This window comes from Micromonospora sp. NPDC049529 (assembly GCF_055586685.1).
Genome location: NZ_JBVJHT010000027.1, coordinates 44825 through 58571 on the forward strand (window position 1 = coordinate 44825; position 13747 = coordinate 58571).

12 protein-coding genes are annotated in these 13747 nt (G+C 72.5%); 4 read left to right on the top strand and 8 right to left on the bottom strand.

Going from position 1 to position 13747, the window contains the following annotated elements; translation table 11 throughout:
- Positions 1–51: 51 nt before the first annotated feature.
- From ACZ6QQ_RS33205 to ACZ6QQ_RS33220, 4 genes are all read right to left on the bottom strand, one after another.
- The gene (locus tag ACZ6QQ_RS33205; RefSeq protein WP_465881674.1) at positions 52–1305 is read right to left on the bottom strand and encodes a cupin domain-containing protein; all 1254 of its coding nucleotides are present in this window, start codon (positions 1303–1305) and stop codon (positions 52–54) included.
- A 13-nt stretch (positions 1306–1318) separates the two neighbouring features.
- Positions 1319–1624 carry a hypothetical protein gene (locus ACZ6QQ_RS33210; protein WP_465881675.1) on the bottom strand — a complete coding sequence of 102 codons (306 nt, stop codon included), beginning with the start codon at positions 1622–1624 and terminating at the stop codon, positions 1319–1321.
- Positions 1625–1801: 177 nt separating this feature from the next.
- The gene (locus tag ACZ6QQ_RS33215; protein ID WP_465881676.1) at positions 1802–2824 is read right to left on the bottom strand and encodes a LacI family DNA-binding transcriptional regulator; all 1023 of its coding nucleotides are present in this window, start codon (positions 2822–2824) and stop codon (positions 1802–1804) included.
- A 324-nt stretch (positions 2825–3148) separates the two neighbouring features.
- A complete protein-coding gene (locus tag ACZ6QQ_RS33220; RefSeq protein ID WP_465881677.1) occupies positions 3149–4354 on the bottom strand; it encodes a DUF418 domain-containing protein in 1206 nt (401 codons plus the stop codon).
- Positions 4355–4515: 161 nt separating this feature from the next.
- On the opposite strand from ACZ6QQ_RS33220, the gene ACZ6QQ_RS33225 reads away from it, so the two are divergent.
- Together ACZ6QQ_RS33225 and ACZ6QQ_RS33230 are read left to right on the top strand one after the other, a co-directional pair.
- A complete protein-coding gene (locus ACZ6QQ_RS33225) occupies positions 4516–5277 on the top strand; it encodes a cyclase family protein (protein WP_465881678.1) in 762 nt (253 codons plus the stop codon).
- A 13-nt stretch (positions 5278–5290) separates the two neighbouring features.
- On the top strand, positions 5291–6946 hold the full coding sequence (locus tag ACZ6QQ_RS33230) for a thiamine pyrophosphate-binding protein (protein ID WP_465881679.1): 1656 nt from the start codon (positions 5291–5293) through the stop codon (positions 6944–6946).
- 7 nt (positions 6947–6953) lie between these two features.
- Here ACZ6QQ_RS33230 and ACZ6QQ_RS33235 read toward each other — a convergent pair whose 3' ends face one another.
- Complete coding sequence (locus tag ACZ6QQ_RS33235; RefSeq protein ID WP_465881680.1) at positions 6954–7889, bottom strand: anti-sigma factor RsbA family regulatory protein; 936 nt, start codon at positions 7887–7889, stop codon at positions 6954–6956.
- Between the two features lie 307 nt (positions 7890–8196).
- A complete protein-coding gene (locus ACZ6QQ_RS33240; RefSeq protein WP_465881682.1) occupies positions 8197–8778 on the bottom strand; it encodes a hypothetical protein in 582 nt (193 codons plus the stop codon).
- A gap of 199 nt (positions 8779–8977) precedes the next feature.
- Here ACZ6QQ_RS33240 and ACZ6QQ_RS33245 point away from each other — a divergent pair, with 199 nt between their 5' ends.
- Entirely contained in the window at positions 8978–9346 is a 369-nt protein-coding gene (locus tag ACZ6QQ_RS33245; RefSeq protein ID WP_465881683.1) for an FKBP-type peptidyl-prolyl cis-trans isomerase, read from the top strand.
- A gap of 239 nt (positions 9347–9585) precedes the next feature.
- Here the strand turns inward: ACZ6QQ_RS33245 and ACZ6QQ_RS33250 are convergent, their stop codons facing one another.
- Positions 9586–10437: an alpha/beta fold hydrolase gene (locus ACZ6QQ_RS33250; protein ID WP_465881685.1), complete on the bottom strand. Its 852-nt coding sequence runs from the start codon at positions 10435–10437 to the stop codon at positions 9586–9588.
- Positions 10438–10828: 391 nt separating this feature from the next.
- Between ACZ6QQ_RS33250 and ACZ6QQ_RS33255 the strand changes: the two genes are divergently transcribed.
- Positions 10829–13237 (top strand): beta-xylosidase/alpha-l-arabinosidase, encoded by a 2409-nt coding sequence (locus ACZ6QQ_RS33255; protein ID WP_465881687.1) that lies wholly within the window; start codon positions 10829–10831, stop codon positions 13235–13237.
- Between the two features lie 18 nt (positions 13238–13255).
- Here the strand turns inward: ACZ6QQ_RS33255 and ACZ6QQ_RS33260 are convergent, their stop codons facing one another.
- Entirely contained in the window at positions 13256–13684 is a 429-nt protein-coding gene (locus ACZ6QQ_RS33260) for a DUF2267 domain-containing protein (RefSeq protein WP_465881688.1), read from the bottom strand.
- Positions 13685–13747 lie beyond the last annotated feature (63 nt).

Below are 13747 nucleotides of genomic sequence, written 5' to 3' on the forward strand. Positions count from 1 at the left end.
CGCCGCTCGCCGGTCGCCGACCCTCGATCGCCGATCGCTGGAACGCACCGGTCAGGCCGGTACGGCCACCGCCTCCCGCAGCAGCCGGCGGGCGAGCAGGATCCGGTCGGCGTCGTCGTCGAGTCCGGGCAGGTCACCGACGCGTCGGACACCACCGTCGAGGAACGCCCGCAGGGCGAGCGCGCACTGTCCGGGGAAGCTGATGGTGCGGTCGAACAGCCGCAGCACGATCCGGTCCGGCTCGTCAGCGCCGGCCGGGCCGAGCTGCCAGTTCAGCCCCTCGCGCGGGGTGAGCCGGGAGTCGGCGTCGAGGCCGGCGATGGCGTCGGCCTGGGCCAGTGGCCGGATCGGTGCCGGCCGCGCGGCCGACCAGACGCGGTCGCGGAGCTTGGCCGCGACGGCGGCCGGTTCCACCGAGTCGAGCCAGTCGCGCAGCGCGGCCACGGTCTCGGTCAGCTCCGGCGCGATCTGCCCCGGTTGCGCGAGGTCGACACCGAACGGCAGCGTGCTGCGCAACCGGGGATCCTCGGCGGCCAGCCCGAGCAGGGTCTCGACCAGCGCGTAGCGGGTGAGGGCGCGGACCCCGACGGTGAGGTGCAACGAGCTGCCCTGCTGGGCCTGGGCGCTGTGCAGCCAACCTCGGGGCAGGTAGAGCGCGTCGCCGGGTTCGAGGGTGACGTCGAGCGCCGGTGGTCCGGCGGCGGTCGCGGAGACCTCGTCGGCCCGGCCGCCCCAGGGTTGACGTTCCAGCGGGTCGACGAGCACCGGTTCGTGGATCCGCCAGTGTTTGGCCCCGTCGACCTGGAGGACGAACACGTCGTGGGTGTCGTAGTGGGTGGCGAAGCCCTGGTTACCGGTGGGGGTCAGGTAGGCGTTGACCTGCAACGGCTGGTGCAGGGCGGCACCGAGTTCACGGGTGAAGTCGATCAGCGGCGGCCAGTTGCGGTGCAGTCCCTGTAGGACGAGGGTGGCGCCGTCGGCGTACAGGTCGAGGATCCGTTCGTCGAGCACCTGGTCGCCGACCTCGGCCCCGGCGCCACCGCCGCCGGTGAACCGGGCCGCCGGCAGCACCTGGCCGTCCTTTGCCACCCGCAGGAACGGGGTACGCAGACCGCGCCGACTGAGCAGTTCGTCGGCGTCGGCGGGGCTGAGCAGGTCGGTGAAGCCGAGCGGGTTGGCGAGTTCCTTGGCGCGGGACAGCAGCGGTGTCCGGCCCCAGTGGGTGGTGACGAAGGCGGCCGGGGGGAGGGCCACGCAGCGGGCCAACGCCGGGCGGCGGTGGCCGCCCGGCGCGTCGTCGGTCATCGTCGGGTCCCGGCTAACGGGCGGCGCTGTCCGCGCCGCCGTCACGCTGGCCCGGGTTGGCCCCGCCGTCGGCCGGGCCCTCGGCGCTGCCGTCGGCACCACCGTCGTGCTGACCGGGCGTGGCGCCGCCGTCGGCCGGGCCCTCGGCGGACCCGTCGGCGCCGCCGTCGTGCTGACCGGGCGTGGCACCGCCGTCGGCCGGGCCCTGTGCGGCGCCGTCGGCGCCCCCGTCGCGGCCCGCGGGGTTGGCACCGCCGTCGGCCGGTCCCTCGCCGGCGCCGCCGCCGCTCGTCCGGATGTCGTCGTCGTCGAGTCTCATCGGGCCCCCTCGGGTGAGTCGCCCCGCCGTCGACCCGGCGGGCGCCGTGCATCCGGTGGTACCCGGTGCACGATCACCCCTAACCCGTCGGCGGGGTCATTCCACCAAGCAGCCTAATTCAGCTCAATTCGCCGCATAGCGGTTCGCCGGGTCCCGCTCGGCACCGGATCGGCGGGGTCAGCTCCTGACCAGCGGTGCCGAGCTGTCCCGGACGACGAGATCGGTGGAGAGTTCGACCCTGGGGGTGTCGACCGGCTCACCCCGGGCCAGCCGGAGCACCGTACGGGCCGCGAGCAGCCCCATCTCGGCCAGCGGCTGACGCACGGTGGTCAACGGCGGCGAGGACCACCGCGCCTCCGGCAGGTCGTCGAACCCGACCACGCTCACGTCGTCGGGCACCCGCAGGCCCCGGCGCCGCACCGCCTCGTACGCCCCGAAGGCCATCTGGTCACTGGAGGCGAAGATCGCGGTGGGCGGGTCGGCGAGGTCCAGCAACGCGGTGCCGCTGGAGTACCCGGACTCGTGGTAGAAGTCGCCCGGTGCGATCAGCTCGTCGACCATCGGGATGCCGGCCGCCTCCAGTGCGGCCCGGTAGCCGTCCAGCCGGGCCCGGCTGCAGAGCAACCGGGGCGGGCCGGCGATGAAACCGATCCGGCGGTGGCCGAGGGAGAGCAGGTGCTCGGTGGCGCGCAGGCCACCGGCCCAGTTCGTCGCCCCGATCGTCGGGATGTCCAGGCTGGGTACGCCCGCCGGGTCGACCAGCACCATCGGCACGTTGAGCCGGCGCAACTCGGCGTGCACCGGCGGGGCGAGATCGCTGCTGACCAGGATCACTCCGTCGGTGGCGCGGGTACGCAGATTCTGCAGCCACTGCCGGGTGGAGGTGGACCGGCGGTGGATCGCCGACACGACGGTGCCGACCCCGGCCGCGTGCGCGACGTCCTCCACCCCACGGATGATCTCCACCGCCCAGGGGCTGTCCAGGTCGTTGAAGACCAGGTCGATCAGGCTCGCACCGGCCCGTGGCCGGGTGGCCCGACGCCGGTAGCCGTGCCGGCGCAGCAGTTCCTCGACCCGCTCCCGGGTCTGCGGCGCGACATCGTTGCGACCGTTGAGCACCCGGGACACGGTGGGCACCGACACCCCGGCCTCCTGGGCGATCGCGGTGATGGTGATCCGGCGTCCTTCGTCGACCGTCACGAGGCAGCTCCTTCGTCGAGGCTCCAGCGTACGACCGAAACACTTTCGCGGTCGCGCCGGCACCTCGCCCGGGACGATCACCGCTTGCCGGGCCGGCTGCCGAGGCGACGGCCGGTGTCGGCAGCTCTGGCGATTTGCACCAGGTTACGGAACTGTTCCGGAAGCTGGTCCTCCGAGACTAGCCGATCAGGCCCGCGCCGGGGTGTTCCCGATGATCTCCTCGACGACACTCGTTGACGGTGGCGGCGAACCTGCGAGCGTCCGGCGAGGGTGCGTTCACCCGCCGGACGCTGGCAGCAGGCCGGCCGTGCCGGAGAACGCCGGCTAGCGCCGCAGTCGCACCCGACGCGCGTCGGTCCACGAACGCAGCAGCCACTCCACCGGGCCGAACCGGAACCGGGTCAGCCACCAGGCGCTGAACACCAGTTGACCGAGGAAGATCCCGATCGCGATGAGCAGCGTCGGCAGCGGGGCGACCCGTCCCACCAGACCGAACCCGACCCCGGTGAAGATGAGCAGACCCGCGGCCGACTGGCCGAGATAGTTGGACAGGGCCATCCGCCCGGCCGGCGCCAGCACCGCGCCGAGGCGGGACCCCCACCCGGTGTGGAAGGTACGCAGCGCGGTGGCGACGTACGCGGCCATCAGCAGGGGCGCGGTCAGGACGCTCAGCACCAGCCCGGTCAGGTTCGCCGTCCCGCCACCGACGGTGAAGACCAGCGCCCCGGCCAGACCGACCGGGTAACCCACCCACTGCACCCGCCGCAGCAGGACGCCGTGCCGGGTGACGTCGGCGAGCAGCCGTACCTTGCCGGCCGCCAGACCGACCAGGAACGCGCAGAGGGCCAGCGGCCCCTGGAATACCAGGGCCGAGAGCATCGCCGGCAGCGAGCGCAGGTGTTCGAGCAGCACCGACCCGAGGCCGCCGCCGAACGCCTCGGTGGACCGGGCACCCTCGGCGAGCGCGACCGCCGGGTCCGGGACCAGGCCGACCCCGCGTACGGCCACGAGCGCCACGAGGAGCGCGACCACGCCGAGCAGGGCAGCCGCCGAGGTCAGGGCACGCGCCGGACGGATCTGGCGCACCGCGAGCAGCACCAGCCCGAGCAGGGCGTAGGTGGCGAGGATGTCGCCGTGGAAGAGAAGGACGGCGTGCAGGATCCCGATCACGAAGAGTCCGGCCAGCCGGCGCCGGAAGCGCGGGGCGAAGGCGAGACCACGCCGTACGGCGGAATCGATCTGGAGGGTGAAGCTGTAACCGAACAGGAAGGAGAAGAGCAGGTAGAACTTCATGGTGAAGAGGAATTCGACCAGCCAGCGGGTGACCTGGTCCAGCCACGAGTCGTACGCCGGGTCGGTCACGAGTTGGAACGGGTAGCCCGACGCGAAGAACGCGATGTTGACGATCAGGATGCCGAAGAGGGCGAAGCCGCGCAGCGCGTCGACGTCGCCGATACGCGCTCCGTCACCGGGTTCCACCGGGTCGTCGGTCGGTGGATCCACTCGCACCGGACTGGTCAATCGATCCATGGTTCGCTCCCCCGAGACTGGACTGACTACTCACCGCAATCACCGTAGGAAGCGACGGGCTCGATCGACAGCCGGCAGGCGGGAGGATCCGGGGTAGGGCTGTCCTACCCCGGCGGAGGGGTCCATCGTGGAGTGTGCGGGCGGGTGTACCGTGTCGCCGCATGACGGTGCTGCAGGAGTTCGTCGCCGCCCTTGCCAGCGGCCGGATCGAGGTCGTGGACCTCACCGCCCCGCTGTCGGACCAGACCCCGATCCTGGGCCTGCCGGAGCAGTTCGGCCAGACCTGGCCGTTCCAGCTCTCCGAGATCAGCCGGTACGACGACCGTGGCCCGGCCTGGTACTGGAACAACTTCTCCACCGGCGAGCACACCGGCACCCACTTCGACGCGCCGATCCACTGGGTCACCGGCCGGCAGGCCGCCGACGTGTCCCAGGTGCCGGCGAGCCAACTGGTCGCACCTGCCGTGGTGATCGACCGGGCCGCCGACGCCGCCGCGAACCCGGACTTCCTGCTGGAGATCGCGCACGTGCGGGAGTGGGAGGCGGAGCACGGCCCGCTGCCGGCCGGCGGTTGGCTGCTCTACCGCACCGGCTGGGACGCGTACGGCGACGACGCGCGGCGGTACGCCAACGACGGGCGCACGCCGGGGATCTCGGTGGAGTGCGCGCGCTGGCTGGCCGAGCAGTCGCCGATCCAGGGTGTCGGGGTGGAGACGGTCGGCACCGACGCCGGTGCGGCGCACTCGTTCGACCCGCCGTTCCCGTGCCACTCGTACCTGCTGGGTCAGGAGAAGTACGGGCTCACCCAGCTGCGCAACCTGGCCCAGTTGCCGCCGACCGGGGCGGTGGTGATCGCCGGTCCGCTGCCGATCGTGGCCGGCTCCGGCAGCCCGTGCCGGGTCCTCGCGCTGGTCGAACGGTAGACGCGGTCCGACGATGCGGGTGTCCGAGGTGGTCGGCCGGGTCCTGGCCGGGCACGGCGTACGGCACGTCTTCGGTGTGGTCGGCAGCGGCAACTTCCACGTGACGAACGCGCTGGTGGCGGCCGGTGCCCGGTTCGTGCCGGCGGCGCACGAGGGCGGCGCGGCGAGCATGGCGGACGCCTTCGCCCGTACCTCGGGCGCGGTGGGTGTGCTCTCGGTGCACCAGGGTCCGGGGCTGACCAACGCCCTGACCGGCATCACCGAGGCGGCGAAGAGCCGCACGCCGATGCTGGTCCTGGCCCCGGAGGCGACCGCGCCCCGGTCCAACTTCTTCCTCGACCTGCCGGCCCTGGCCGCCTCGGTCGGCGCCGACTTCGTCCGGGTACGGGCGGGGCACGCCGCCGAGGACACCGGTGCGGCGTTCCGGGCCGCCGCGGGTGGCGCGACGGTGCTGCTGGGCCTGCCGCTGGAGGTGCAGCAGGTGTCGACCGAACCGTGGTCCGGTCGGCTCGTTCCGGTCCCGTCCGTACCGCCGCCGATCGAGCCGGCCGTCGAGCCGCTGGTGGCGGCGTTGCGTGCGGCGCGGCGGCCGGTGTTCGTCGCCGGCCGGGGTGCCCGTACCGCGCGGGAGCCGTTGGTCCGGCTCGCCGACGCGTGCGGCGCCCTGCTCGCGGTCTCCGCCGCCGCCCGGGGGCTGTTCGTCGGGGATCCGTGGAACCTGGACGTGGCCGGCGGCTTCGCCACCCCGCTCGCGACCGAGCTGATCGGCGAGGCGGATCTGGTCGTCGCCTGGGGCAGCACGTTGAACATGTGGACCACCCGGCACGGCGGGCTGATCCCGGCGGGCGCGGTGGTGGCGCAGGTCGACCGGGATCCGGCCGCGTTCGGGGTGAACCGACCGGTCGACGTGACGGTGACCGGCGACGTCGCCACGGTGGCCGGGGCGGTGCTCTCCCGGCTGGCGGGGCACCCCGCACCGGACCGGTCACCGGCCGGGTGGCGTACGCCGGAGCTGGCCCGCCGGATCGAGCGGGAGGGTCGCTGGCGCTCGGTCCCCTACCCGGACGAGAGCGGGTCCCTGCGCTGCGGCGCGTCGGCCGGAATCGATCCCCGGACGCTCTCCATCGCCCTGGACGACCTGCTGCCGGCGCAGCGGACCGTGGTGGTCGACTCCGGCAACTTCATGGGTTACCCGTCGATGTTCCTCGACGTGCCGGACGTGGCCGGGTTCTGCTTCACCCAGGCGTTCCAGTCGATCGGGCTGGGTCTGGCCAGCGCGCTCGGCGCGGCGGTCGCCCGCCCGGACCGGCTGACCGTGGCGGCCCTCGGTGACGGCGGTTTCCTGATGTCGGCCGCGGAGTTGGTCACCGCCGCCCGGTTGGCCCTGCCGCTGGTCGTGGTGGTCTACGACGACGCCGCGTACGGCGCCGAGGTGCACCATTTCGGCCCGGACGGGTACCCGCTGGAGACCGTGACGTTCCCGGAGACCGACCTTGCCGCTATCGGTCGGGGCTACGGGTGCGTGGGTGTGACCGTGCGGAGCGTCGACAATCTCGGGCCGGTACGGGACTGGCTCGCCGGTCCCCGCGACCGGCCGCTGGTGGTGGACGCGAAGATCACGGGTACGCGGGGTTCGTGGTGGCTGGAGGAGGCGTTCCGGGGCCACTGAGCCGCGTTTAGCGATGCATGTGCACGCGGATGCTGGTGGCGCCCGGACGGGTGTGCACCCGGACCAGATCGCAGAGTTCGTTGACCAGGAAGAGCCCGCGTCCGCCGTCCTGGTCCGGCGCGGCCGGGATCCGACCGGCGAGCGGTTCGGCGATGTGCCCGCTGTCGGTGAGCTGGCAGATCAACTGCGCGCCGTCGGTCCAGACCGCCAGAGTCCCGGTCGCTCCGCCGTGCTCGACCGTGTTGGCGGCCAGCTCGTTCACCGCCAGGGTCAGGTCGGCGACCCGGTCCGGTGCCAGCCCGGCGGCGAGGGCCTGCGCGGTCACCAGCCGGCGCAGGGCCCACAGGGTGTGGAACTCGATGTCGATCGTCTCGGCGTACCCGGGTGGGGGCGACAGCGGCAGGTTGAACCCGGCGGCCACCGTCAGCGGATCGGTGTAGTGCGGGCTGTCCCAGGCGGCGGTGGCGGTCCGCACCGTGGGATGGGTGCGGTACGCGTCGTCGAGCCAACTCCGGTCCAGCCGACCGGTGTCGTACGGACACAGGATGGTCGCCCGACGGCCGGTGAAGGCGGCGTTGATCAGGGCTTCGTGCTGGGCACAGGCGGGGTATTCGTCGGCGGTCCGCCCGGCCCAGACCGGCTCCCCGATGATGCGCACCGGCGTGTCGGGGTGGGCGTCGGCGAAGGCGAGCAGCACACCGGGGATGATCCGGCCGGGGTTGCGCCCGGCCACGCCCATGTCGTGGAACTGGACCCCGGTCGCGTCGCCGCCGAGGGCGGCCCGGATGAGGTCGAGGTTCTCCTCGGGTACGGCGACCATCACCGGTTCCCCGGCCGCCAGGCCGGCGCGGATGAACGGGACCGTACCGGCGAGGTATTCGTACCGGCTCGCGTAGAACAGGGCGGGGTGCACGAACGCGCCGGGACTGGTGGACTCGCGCATGGCCCGACCGCCTCCCCTGCCCCGCCTGTTTCCGATCAGCGCAGCAGCGGCCCGACCGGTTGCACGGAGGTCGTCCGAACGCCGGGCCGACTCCGCCGCCCATCACCTTAGCCGCCCGTTGCATCGGTGCATTCCCGGTGGCGGGCAGGAACCGCGGCCCCTCGGCCAGGAAACAGTCACGGTCGGCCGAGTCCGGAAACACCCGCGTATCCGCTGATCGGATCCGGCGGAACTGCCCGGTGCCGTCGAGCCGATCGGGCGCGGGTGTCGGAATCGGGACTGACTCGCGCCGATCCACCCGCCCGGTTCAGGGGGTGGCGTACGCGTGCAGCGGTCCCGGAGCCGGTCGGGCGTCGAGCGTGCTCGGGTCCACGCTCCACGCCCCGGCGAGCCGCATCACGTCGTGCTCGGACACCAGGATGTCGGGCTCCCCGTCCAGCGCGGGCGGCAGCCCCATCGACTGCTCGACGTCGTCGGGGTCGCCCCGCCACTCGGTGACCTCGCCGATCTCGCCGAGGAAGCCGAACGCGCGCACCGCGACGCCGTCGACCGCGCGGGCCCAGCGGTGCAGCTCGGAGACCCGGTAGGTGGCGAACAGCTGCACCTCCGTACCGAGCGTGGCGGAGAGTTCGACCACGTCCACGACGGTGTTCGGCCGCAGCAGCCACCGGCCGGTGGCGAGCAGCCAACGGGCGTCGCGGGCTCCGGGCAGCGGCGGGGTGAGCACCAACCGGTCGTCGGTCAGGTAGGCCAGGTCGATGCCGTCGCGCCAGGAGACCGTACCGAGGTCGCGCAGGGCCAGGGCCCCGGTGAGAGCCTCCACGTCGGCATCCCGGACCGCCAGCCACGCCTGTTTGTGGCCGAATCCGACCATGGTCTCCCCCTGCATGCCCCGCACGTTACCGACCTTCGTCGCGCCGACGCGGCGACTTACCGGCGCGAGCGCACGATCCGGGCGTCCGGGTCCGCCGCCGGCCGGCCGGTTCGGGGTACGACCCGAGCCGGGACACGTCGGCGGATCTCGATGCGTAAGGATGATTCGTTAGTTCCGTTCCTGATCACGCATTTCGTCCCCGGAAGGACTGGACATGGAAAAGCCCAGCATCGGACCGATCGAGGGTGCACCCCCGGCCGACCTGGTCATCGAGGACATCACCGTCGGCGACGGGCCGGAGGTCGGGCGCGGCCAGTGGGCCTCCGTGCACTACGTCGGCGTCTCCCACTCCACCGGCGGCGAGTTCGACTCGTCCTGGGGCCGGGGCGAGCCGTTCGGCTTCCAGGTCGGCGCCGGCCGGGTCATCGCCGGCTGGGACCAGGGCGTGGCCGGTATGAAGGTCGGTGGCCGGCGCAAGCTGACCATCCCGCCGCACCTCGGGTACGGCAACCAGGGCGCCGGCGGAGTGATCAAGCCGGGCGAGACGCTGGTGTTCGTGGTCGACCTCGTCGACGTCAAGTAGCACTCGTCGACCTCACGTGGCAGCCGATCCCGCCGACGACCCTCCGCCCGTGCCGGTGGGTCGTCGGCGGGCGGTGACGGCGGCCACAGCGCCGGGTCGGTGGTGGACCGTGCTCGGGCCACTGGTGATGGTAGCCCTGTTCACCGGGGTGAGCGTTCCGATGGTGGGCCGGCGGTCGCTGGACCGCCGGCCCGGCTGTCGGGAACATCTCCGGGCGGTGCCCGCCCTGCTGCCGCGACTCAGGCGGTGACCGGCACCCGCTCCTCGATGAAGTTGAGCAGTTCGCGGTTGACGTCGTCGGCGTGGGTCCAGGGGATGCCGTGCGGCGCGTCCTTGAGCACCACCAGCTTGCTGCCGTTGACGGCCTGGTTGAGCCGCTTGCCGGTGACCGGGAAGGGCAGCACCCGGTCGGCGTCCCCCTGGATGATCAACAGTGGTACGTCGATCCGGGGCAGGTCGTCCCGGAAGTCGGTCAACCAGGCCGGGATGCAGGCCACGGTGGCCGTCGGCGACGCCATGATCGCAGCGTTCCAGTTCGCCCGGACCACCTCGTCGCTGACCAGCTTGCCGGCGTTGACGTCGAGGTTGTAGAAGTTCTGGAGGAACTGGGTGAACCAGACGTAGCGATCCTTGATGATCTGCTGCATGAAGCCGTCGAAGAGGCTCTGTTCGACGCCCTCGGGGTTGTCGGCCGTCTTGAGCAGGAACGGCGGGATCGGCGAGACCAGCACCGCCCGGTTCACCCGTGCCGACCCGTACGCGCCCAGGTAGCGGGTCACCTCACCGGTGCCCATCGAGTGCCCGACCAGGGTGACGTTGCGCAGGTCGAGGGTGCTCATGATCTCGTCCAGGTCGGCCGCGAACGTGTCGTAGTCGTAGCCCATGGTGGGCTGGCTGGACTTGCCGAAGCCCCGACGGTCGTAGGTGATGGCCCGGTAGCCGGCGTCAACCAGGGCCGCGACCTGCTTCTCCCAGGCCGTGCCGCCGAACGGGTAGCCGGGGATGAGCAGAACCGGCTGACCCGCGCCGTGGTCCTCGTAGTAGATATCGATGGACGCGGAATTCTCCACCCCGACACTGATGTACGGCATCTCGACATTCCTCTCGCGTGGACTCGTCCATGCATGGCGGGGGTCGGTCGATCGGTGCCACGTGAGAGGGGCGCAGCAGCCTGAAGCTAACACGGTCCGGGACGGGTGGTGGCCGGGTCGCCAGGTTGGGTCGGCGTCCGGCGCTCGGGACCGCAAATTTTCGGGCTCGACCCGATAGTTCAGGTCGGTGTCGCACCTCGTGCGGTCAGTGTTGTCTGGGGCGTAACTCCGTCGGTGTCCGGGGCGGCGAGCCGAGACCGGAGCCGGGCGCCCCCTCGACGCGACGCGCAGTTTCCGGAAACATATCGGAAGCAATGGCATCAGCTCCCGGCACGACGACGTCACGGGCAGGGCGTCGGGCACATGCCGGAACAAGCGACAGGAGGCTGCCATGAGCAGCGATCCCCGGGCCAGTGACGGCCACCGCACCCTGACGGCGACCCCGTTGGCACCCTGGCGGGACCCGAGCCGACCGGTTGACGTACGGGTCGACGACCTTCTCGGCCGTATGTCGCTGGAGGAGAAGATCGCCCAGTTGTACGGCGTCTGGGTCGGGGCGGAGGTGACCGACGGGGACATGGCCCCGCACCAGCACGACATGGTGGACGAGACCCCCGACTGGCGGGACCTGATCCGGGTCGGACTGGGACAGCTCACCCGGCCGTTCGGCACCGCGCCACTCGACCCCGCCCTCGGTGCGCGGGCACTCGCCCGGATGCAGGCCGAGATCGTCGCCGCGAACCGCTTCGGCATCCCGGCGATCGCCCACGAGGAGTGCCTGTCGGGTTTCATGACCTGGGGGGCCACCGTCTACCCCACCCCGCTGGCCTGGGGTGCCACCTTCCACCCGGAGCTCGTGGAGCGGATGGCCGGACAGATCGGGGCCGCCCTGCGGCAGGTCGGCGTACACCAGGGGCTGGCCCCGGTGCTCGACGTGACCCGCGATGCCCGCTGGGGCCGGACCGAGGAGACCATCGGCGAGGATCCGTACCTGGTGGCGACGATCGGCACCGCGTACGTGCGGGGGTTGCAGTCGGCCGGGGTGGTGGCCACCCTGAAGCACTTCGCCGGCTACTCCGGCTCCCGCGCCGGCCGCAACTTCGCCCCGGTGGCGGTCGGCTCCCGCGAGTTCGCCGACGTCCTGCTCCCGCCGTTCGAGATGGCGGTACGCGACGGCGGGGCCGGCTCGGTCATGCACTCGTACGCCGAGGTCGACGGCGTACCGGCGGCGGCCGACGAACGGCTGCTCACCGACCTGCTGCGGGACCGGTGGGGGTTCACCGGAACCGTCGTCGCGGACTACTTCGGCATCGCCTTCCTGCGACTGCTGCACCACGTGGCGGACTCGACCGTGGACGCCGCCCGGCTCGCGCTCACCGCCGGGGTCGACGTCGAACTGCCCGCCGTACGCTGCTTCGGGCCGGAGCTGGTCGACGCGGTCCGCGCCGGCACCGTGCCGGTGGCCCTGGTCGACCGCGCCGCCGCCCGGGTGCTGCGGCAGAAGTGCGTGCTCGGGCTGCTCGACCCGGACTGGTCACCGCAACCGGCGGCCCTGGCCGGGCGGGCCGACGAACCGGCCGCGTTGGAGGGCAGCGTCGACCTGGACCCGCCGGTCAACCGGGCGCTGGCCCGCGAACTCGCCGAGGAGTCGGTGGTCCTGCTCGCCAACTCCGGTGTCCTGCCGCTCGCCCCGCAGTCCCGGATCGCGCTGGTCGGCCCGCTCGCCGACGACGTCACCGGGATGCTGGGCTGCTACACCTTCCCGAGCCACGTCGGCGGCCAGCATCCGGGCGTACCGGCGGGGGTGGGGATCCCCACCCTGCTGTCCGCACTCCGGGCCGAGCTGCCCGGGTCCCGGCTCACCCACGCCCTCGGCTGCCCGGTCGACGGGACGGACCGGTCCGGCATCGCCGGTGCGGTGGCCGCCGCGACCGACGCCGACGTCTGCGTCGCGGTGCTCGGCGACCGGGCCGGCCTGTTCGGCAACGGCACCTCCGGCGAGGGCTCCGACGCGGCCGACCTGCACCTGCCCGGAGTGCAGCAGGACCTGCTGACGGCGCTGCTGGAGACCGGCACCCCGGTGGTGCTGGTGCTGCTCGCCGGCCGCCCGTACGCGCTCGGCGACGGGGCGGACCGGCTCGCCGCCGTGGTGCAGGCGTTCTTCCCCGGTGAGGAGGGTGGACCGGCCGTCGCCGGGGTGCTCGCCGGTCGGGTCAACCCGTCCGGGCGGCTGCCGGTCAGCGTGCCCCGCGATCCCGGTGGGCAGCCGGCCGGTTACCTGGCCCCGGCGCTGGGTCACCGTACCGAGGTCAGCAACATCGACCCGACCGCGCGGCACCCGTTCGGGTACGGCCTGTCCTACACCCGCTTCGACTGGGACGACGTCCGCGTCGACGGTGTCGAACCCGTCGACGGCCGGCGGACCGAGATCCCGGTCGGCGGCGCCGTGTCGGTGTCGGTGACCGTGCGCAACACCGGCGAGCGGGCCGGTGCCGAGGTGGTGCAGCTCTACCTGCACGACCCGGTGGCCCAGGTGACCCGGCCGGTGGTCCGGCTGACCGGTTACGCCCGGATCCCGCTGGCGCCCGGCGAGGCCCGGAGGGTGACCTTCGCGGTGCACACCGATCTCACCTCGTTCACCGGCCGTGACGGTCACCGGATCGTCGAGCCCGGCGACCTGGAGCTGCGGCTCTCCGCCTCCAGCGCCGACCACCGGTTCACCGTCCCGCTGCGGCTGACCGGGGCCGAGCGCCGGGTCGACCACCGGCGGCGGCTGGTCGCGGAGGTGACGGTGCGGTGAGAGCCGACCGGTACGCGGTCAGGGGATGATGGTGCTCAGGTCCTTGGGCATGGTCGACCTGACGTCGTCCCACTCTCCCGGGCTGATGTGCCGGCGCAGGGCGTCCAGGACGGTCTGCACCACGCCCTCGGCACCGCCGTCGACCTCGTACGGGAAGCCCTGCCGGACCTCGTAGAGGAAGTCCTCGCGGTTCAGTTTGACCGGTACGTCGCTCGGGTCCCAACCCTCGAAGTAGACCCCGCGCACCAGTACCGGCAACTGGGCCGCGAACTGGACGCTCTCCTGCACCGGCAGCCGGTCCCGGAGCAGTTGCAACACCGTGCGCAGCGCCGCGTACGACTGGTTGCGCCGCTGTTTGGGCCACCCGTACGCCTGCTCGATCTCCTTGAGGATGAGGTTCGTCTTGTCGATCGACGCTTCGAAGGTCGAGTACGGATTGCTGGCCACCGCTGTCCCCCATCCGTGAGGCACCGGCTCCCCCGGCCGGTGATCTCCCCAGGTTCGTCCCCG

Bases quoted from the DNA above. Each gene is read 5' to 3' on its own strand.
- ACZ6QQ_RS33205 (WP_465881674.1), bottom strand. From the start codon at position 1,305: ATGACCGACGACGCGCCGGGCGGCCACCGCCGCCCGGCGTTGGCCCGC.
- ACZ6QQ_RS33210 (WP_465881675.1), bottom strand. From the start codon at position 1,624: ATGAGACTCGACGACGACGACATCCGGACGAGCGGCGGCGGCGCCGGC.
- ACZ6QQ_RS33220 (WP_465881677.1), bottom strand. From the start codon at position 4,354: ATGGATCGATTGACCAGTCCGGTGCGAGTGGATCCACCGACCGACGAC.
- ACZ6QQ_RS33225 (WP_465881678.1), top strand. From the start codon at position 4,516: ATGACGGTGCTGCAGGAGTTCGTCGCCGCCCTTGCCAGCGGCCGGATC.
- ACZ6QQ_RS33230 (WP_465881679.1), top strand. From the start codon at position 5,291: ATGCGGGTGTCCGAGGTGGTCGGCCGGGTCCTGGCCGGGCACGGCGTA.
- ACZ6QQ_RS33235 (WP_465881680.1), bottom strand. From the start codon at position 7,889: ATGCGCGAGTCCACCAGTCCCGGCGCGTTCGTGCACCCCGCCCTGTTC.
- ACZ6QQ_RS33240 (WP_465881682.1), bottom strand. From the start codon at position 8,778: ATGCAGGGGGAGACCATGGTCGGATTCGGCCACAAACAGGCGTGGCTG.
- ACZ6QQ_RS33245 (WP_465881683.1), top strand. From the start codon at position 8,978: ATGGAAAAGCCCAGCATCGGACCGATCGAGGGTGCACCCCCGGCCGAC.
- ACZ6QQ_RS33250 (WP_465881685.1), bottom strand. From the start codon at position 10,437: ATGCCGTACATCAGTGTCGGGGTGGAGAATTCCGCGTCCATCGATATC.
- ACZ6QQ_RS33255 (WP_465881687.1), top strand. From the start codon at position 10,829: ATGAGCAGCGATCCCCGGGCCAGTGACGGCCACCGCACCCTGACGGCG.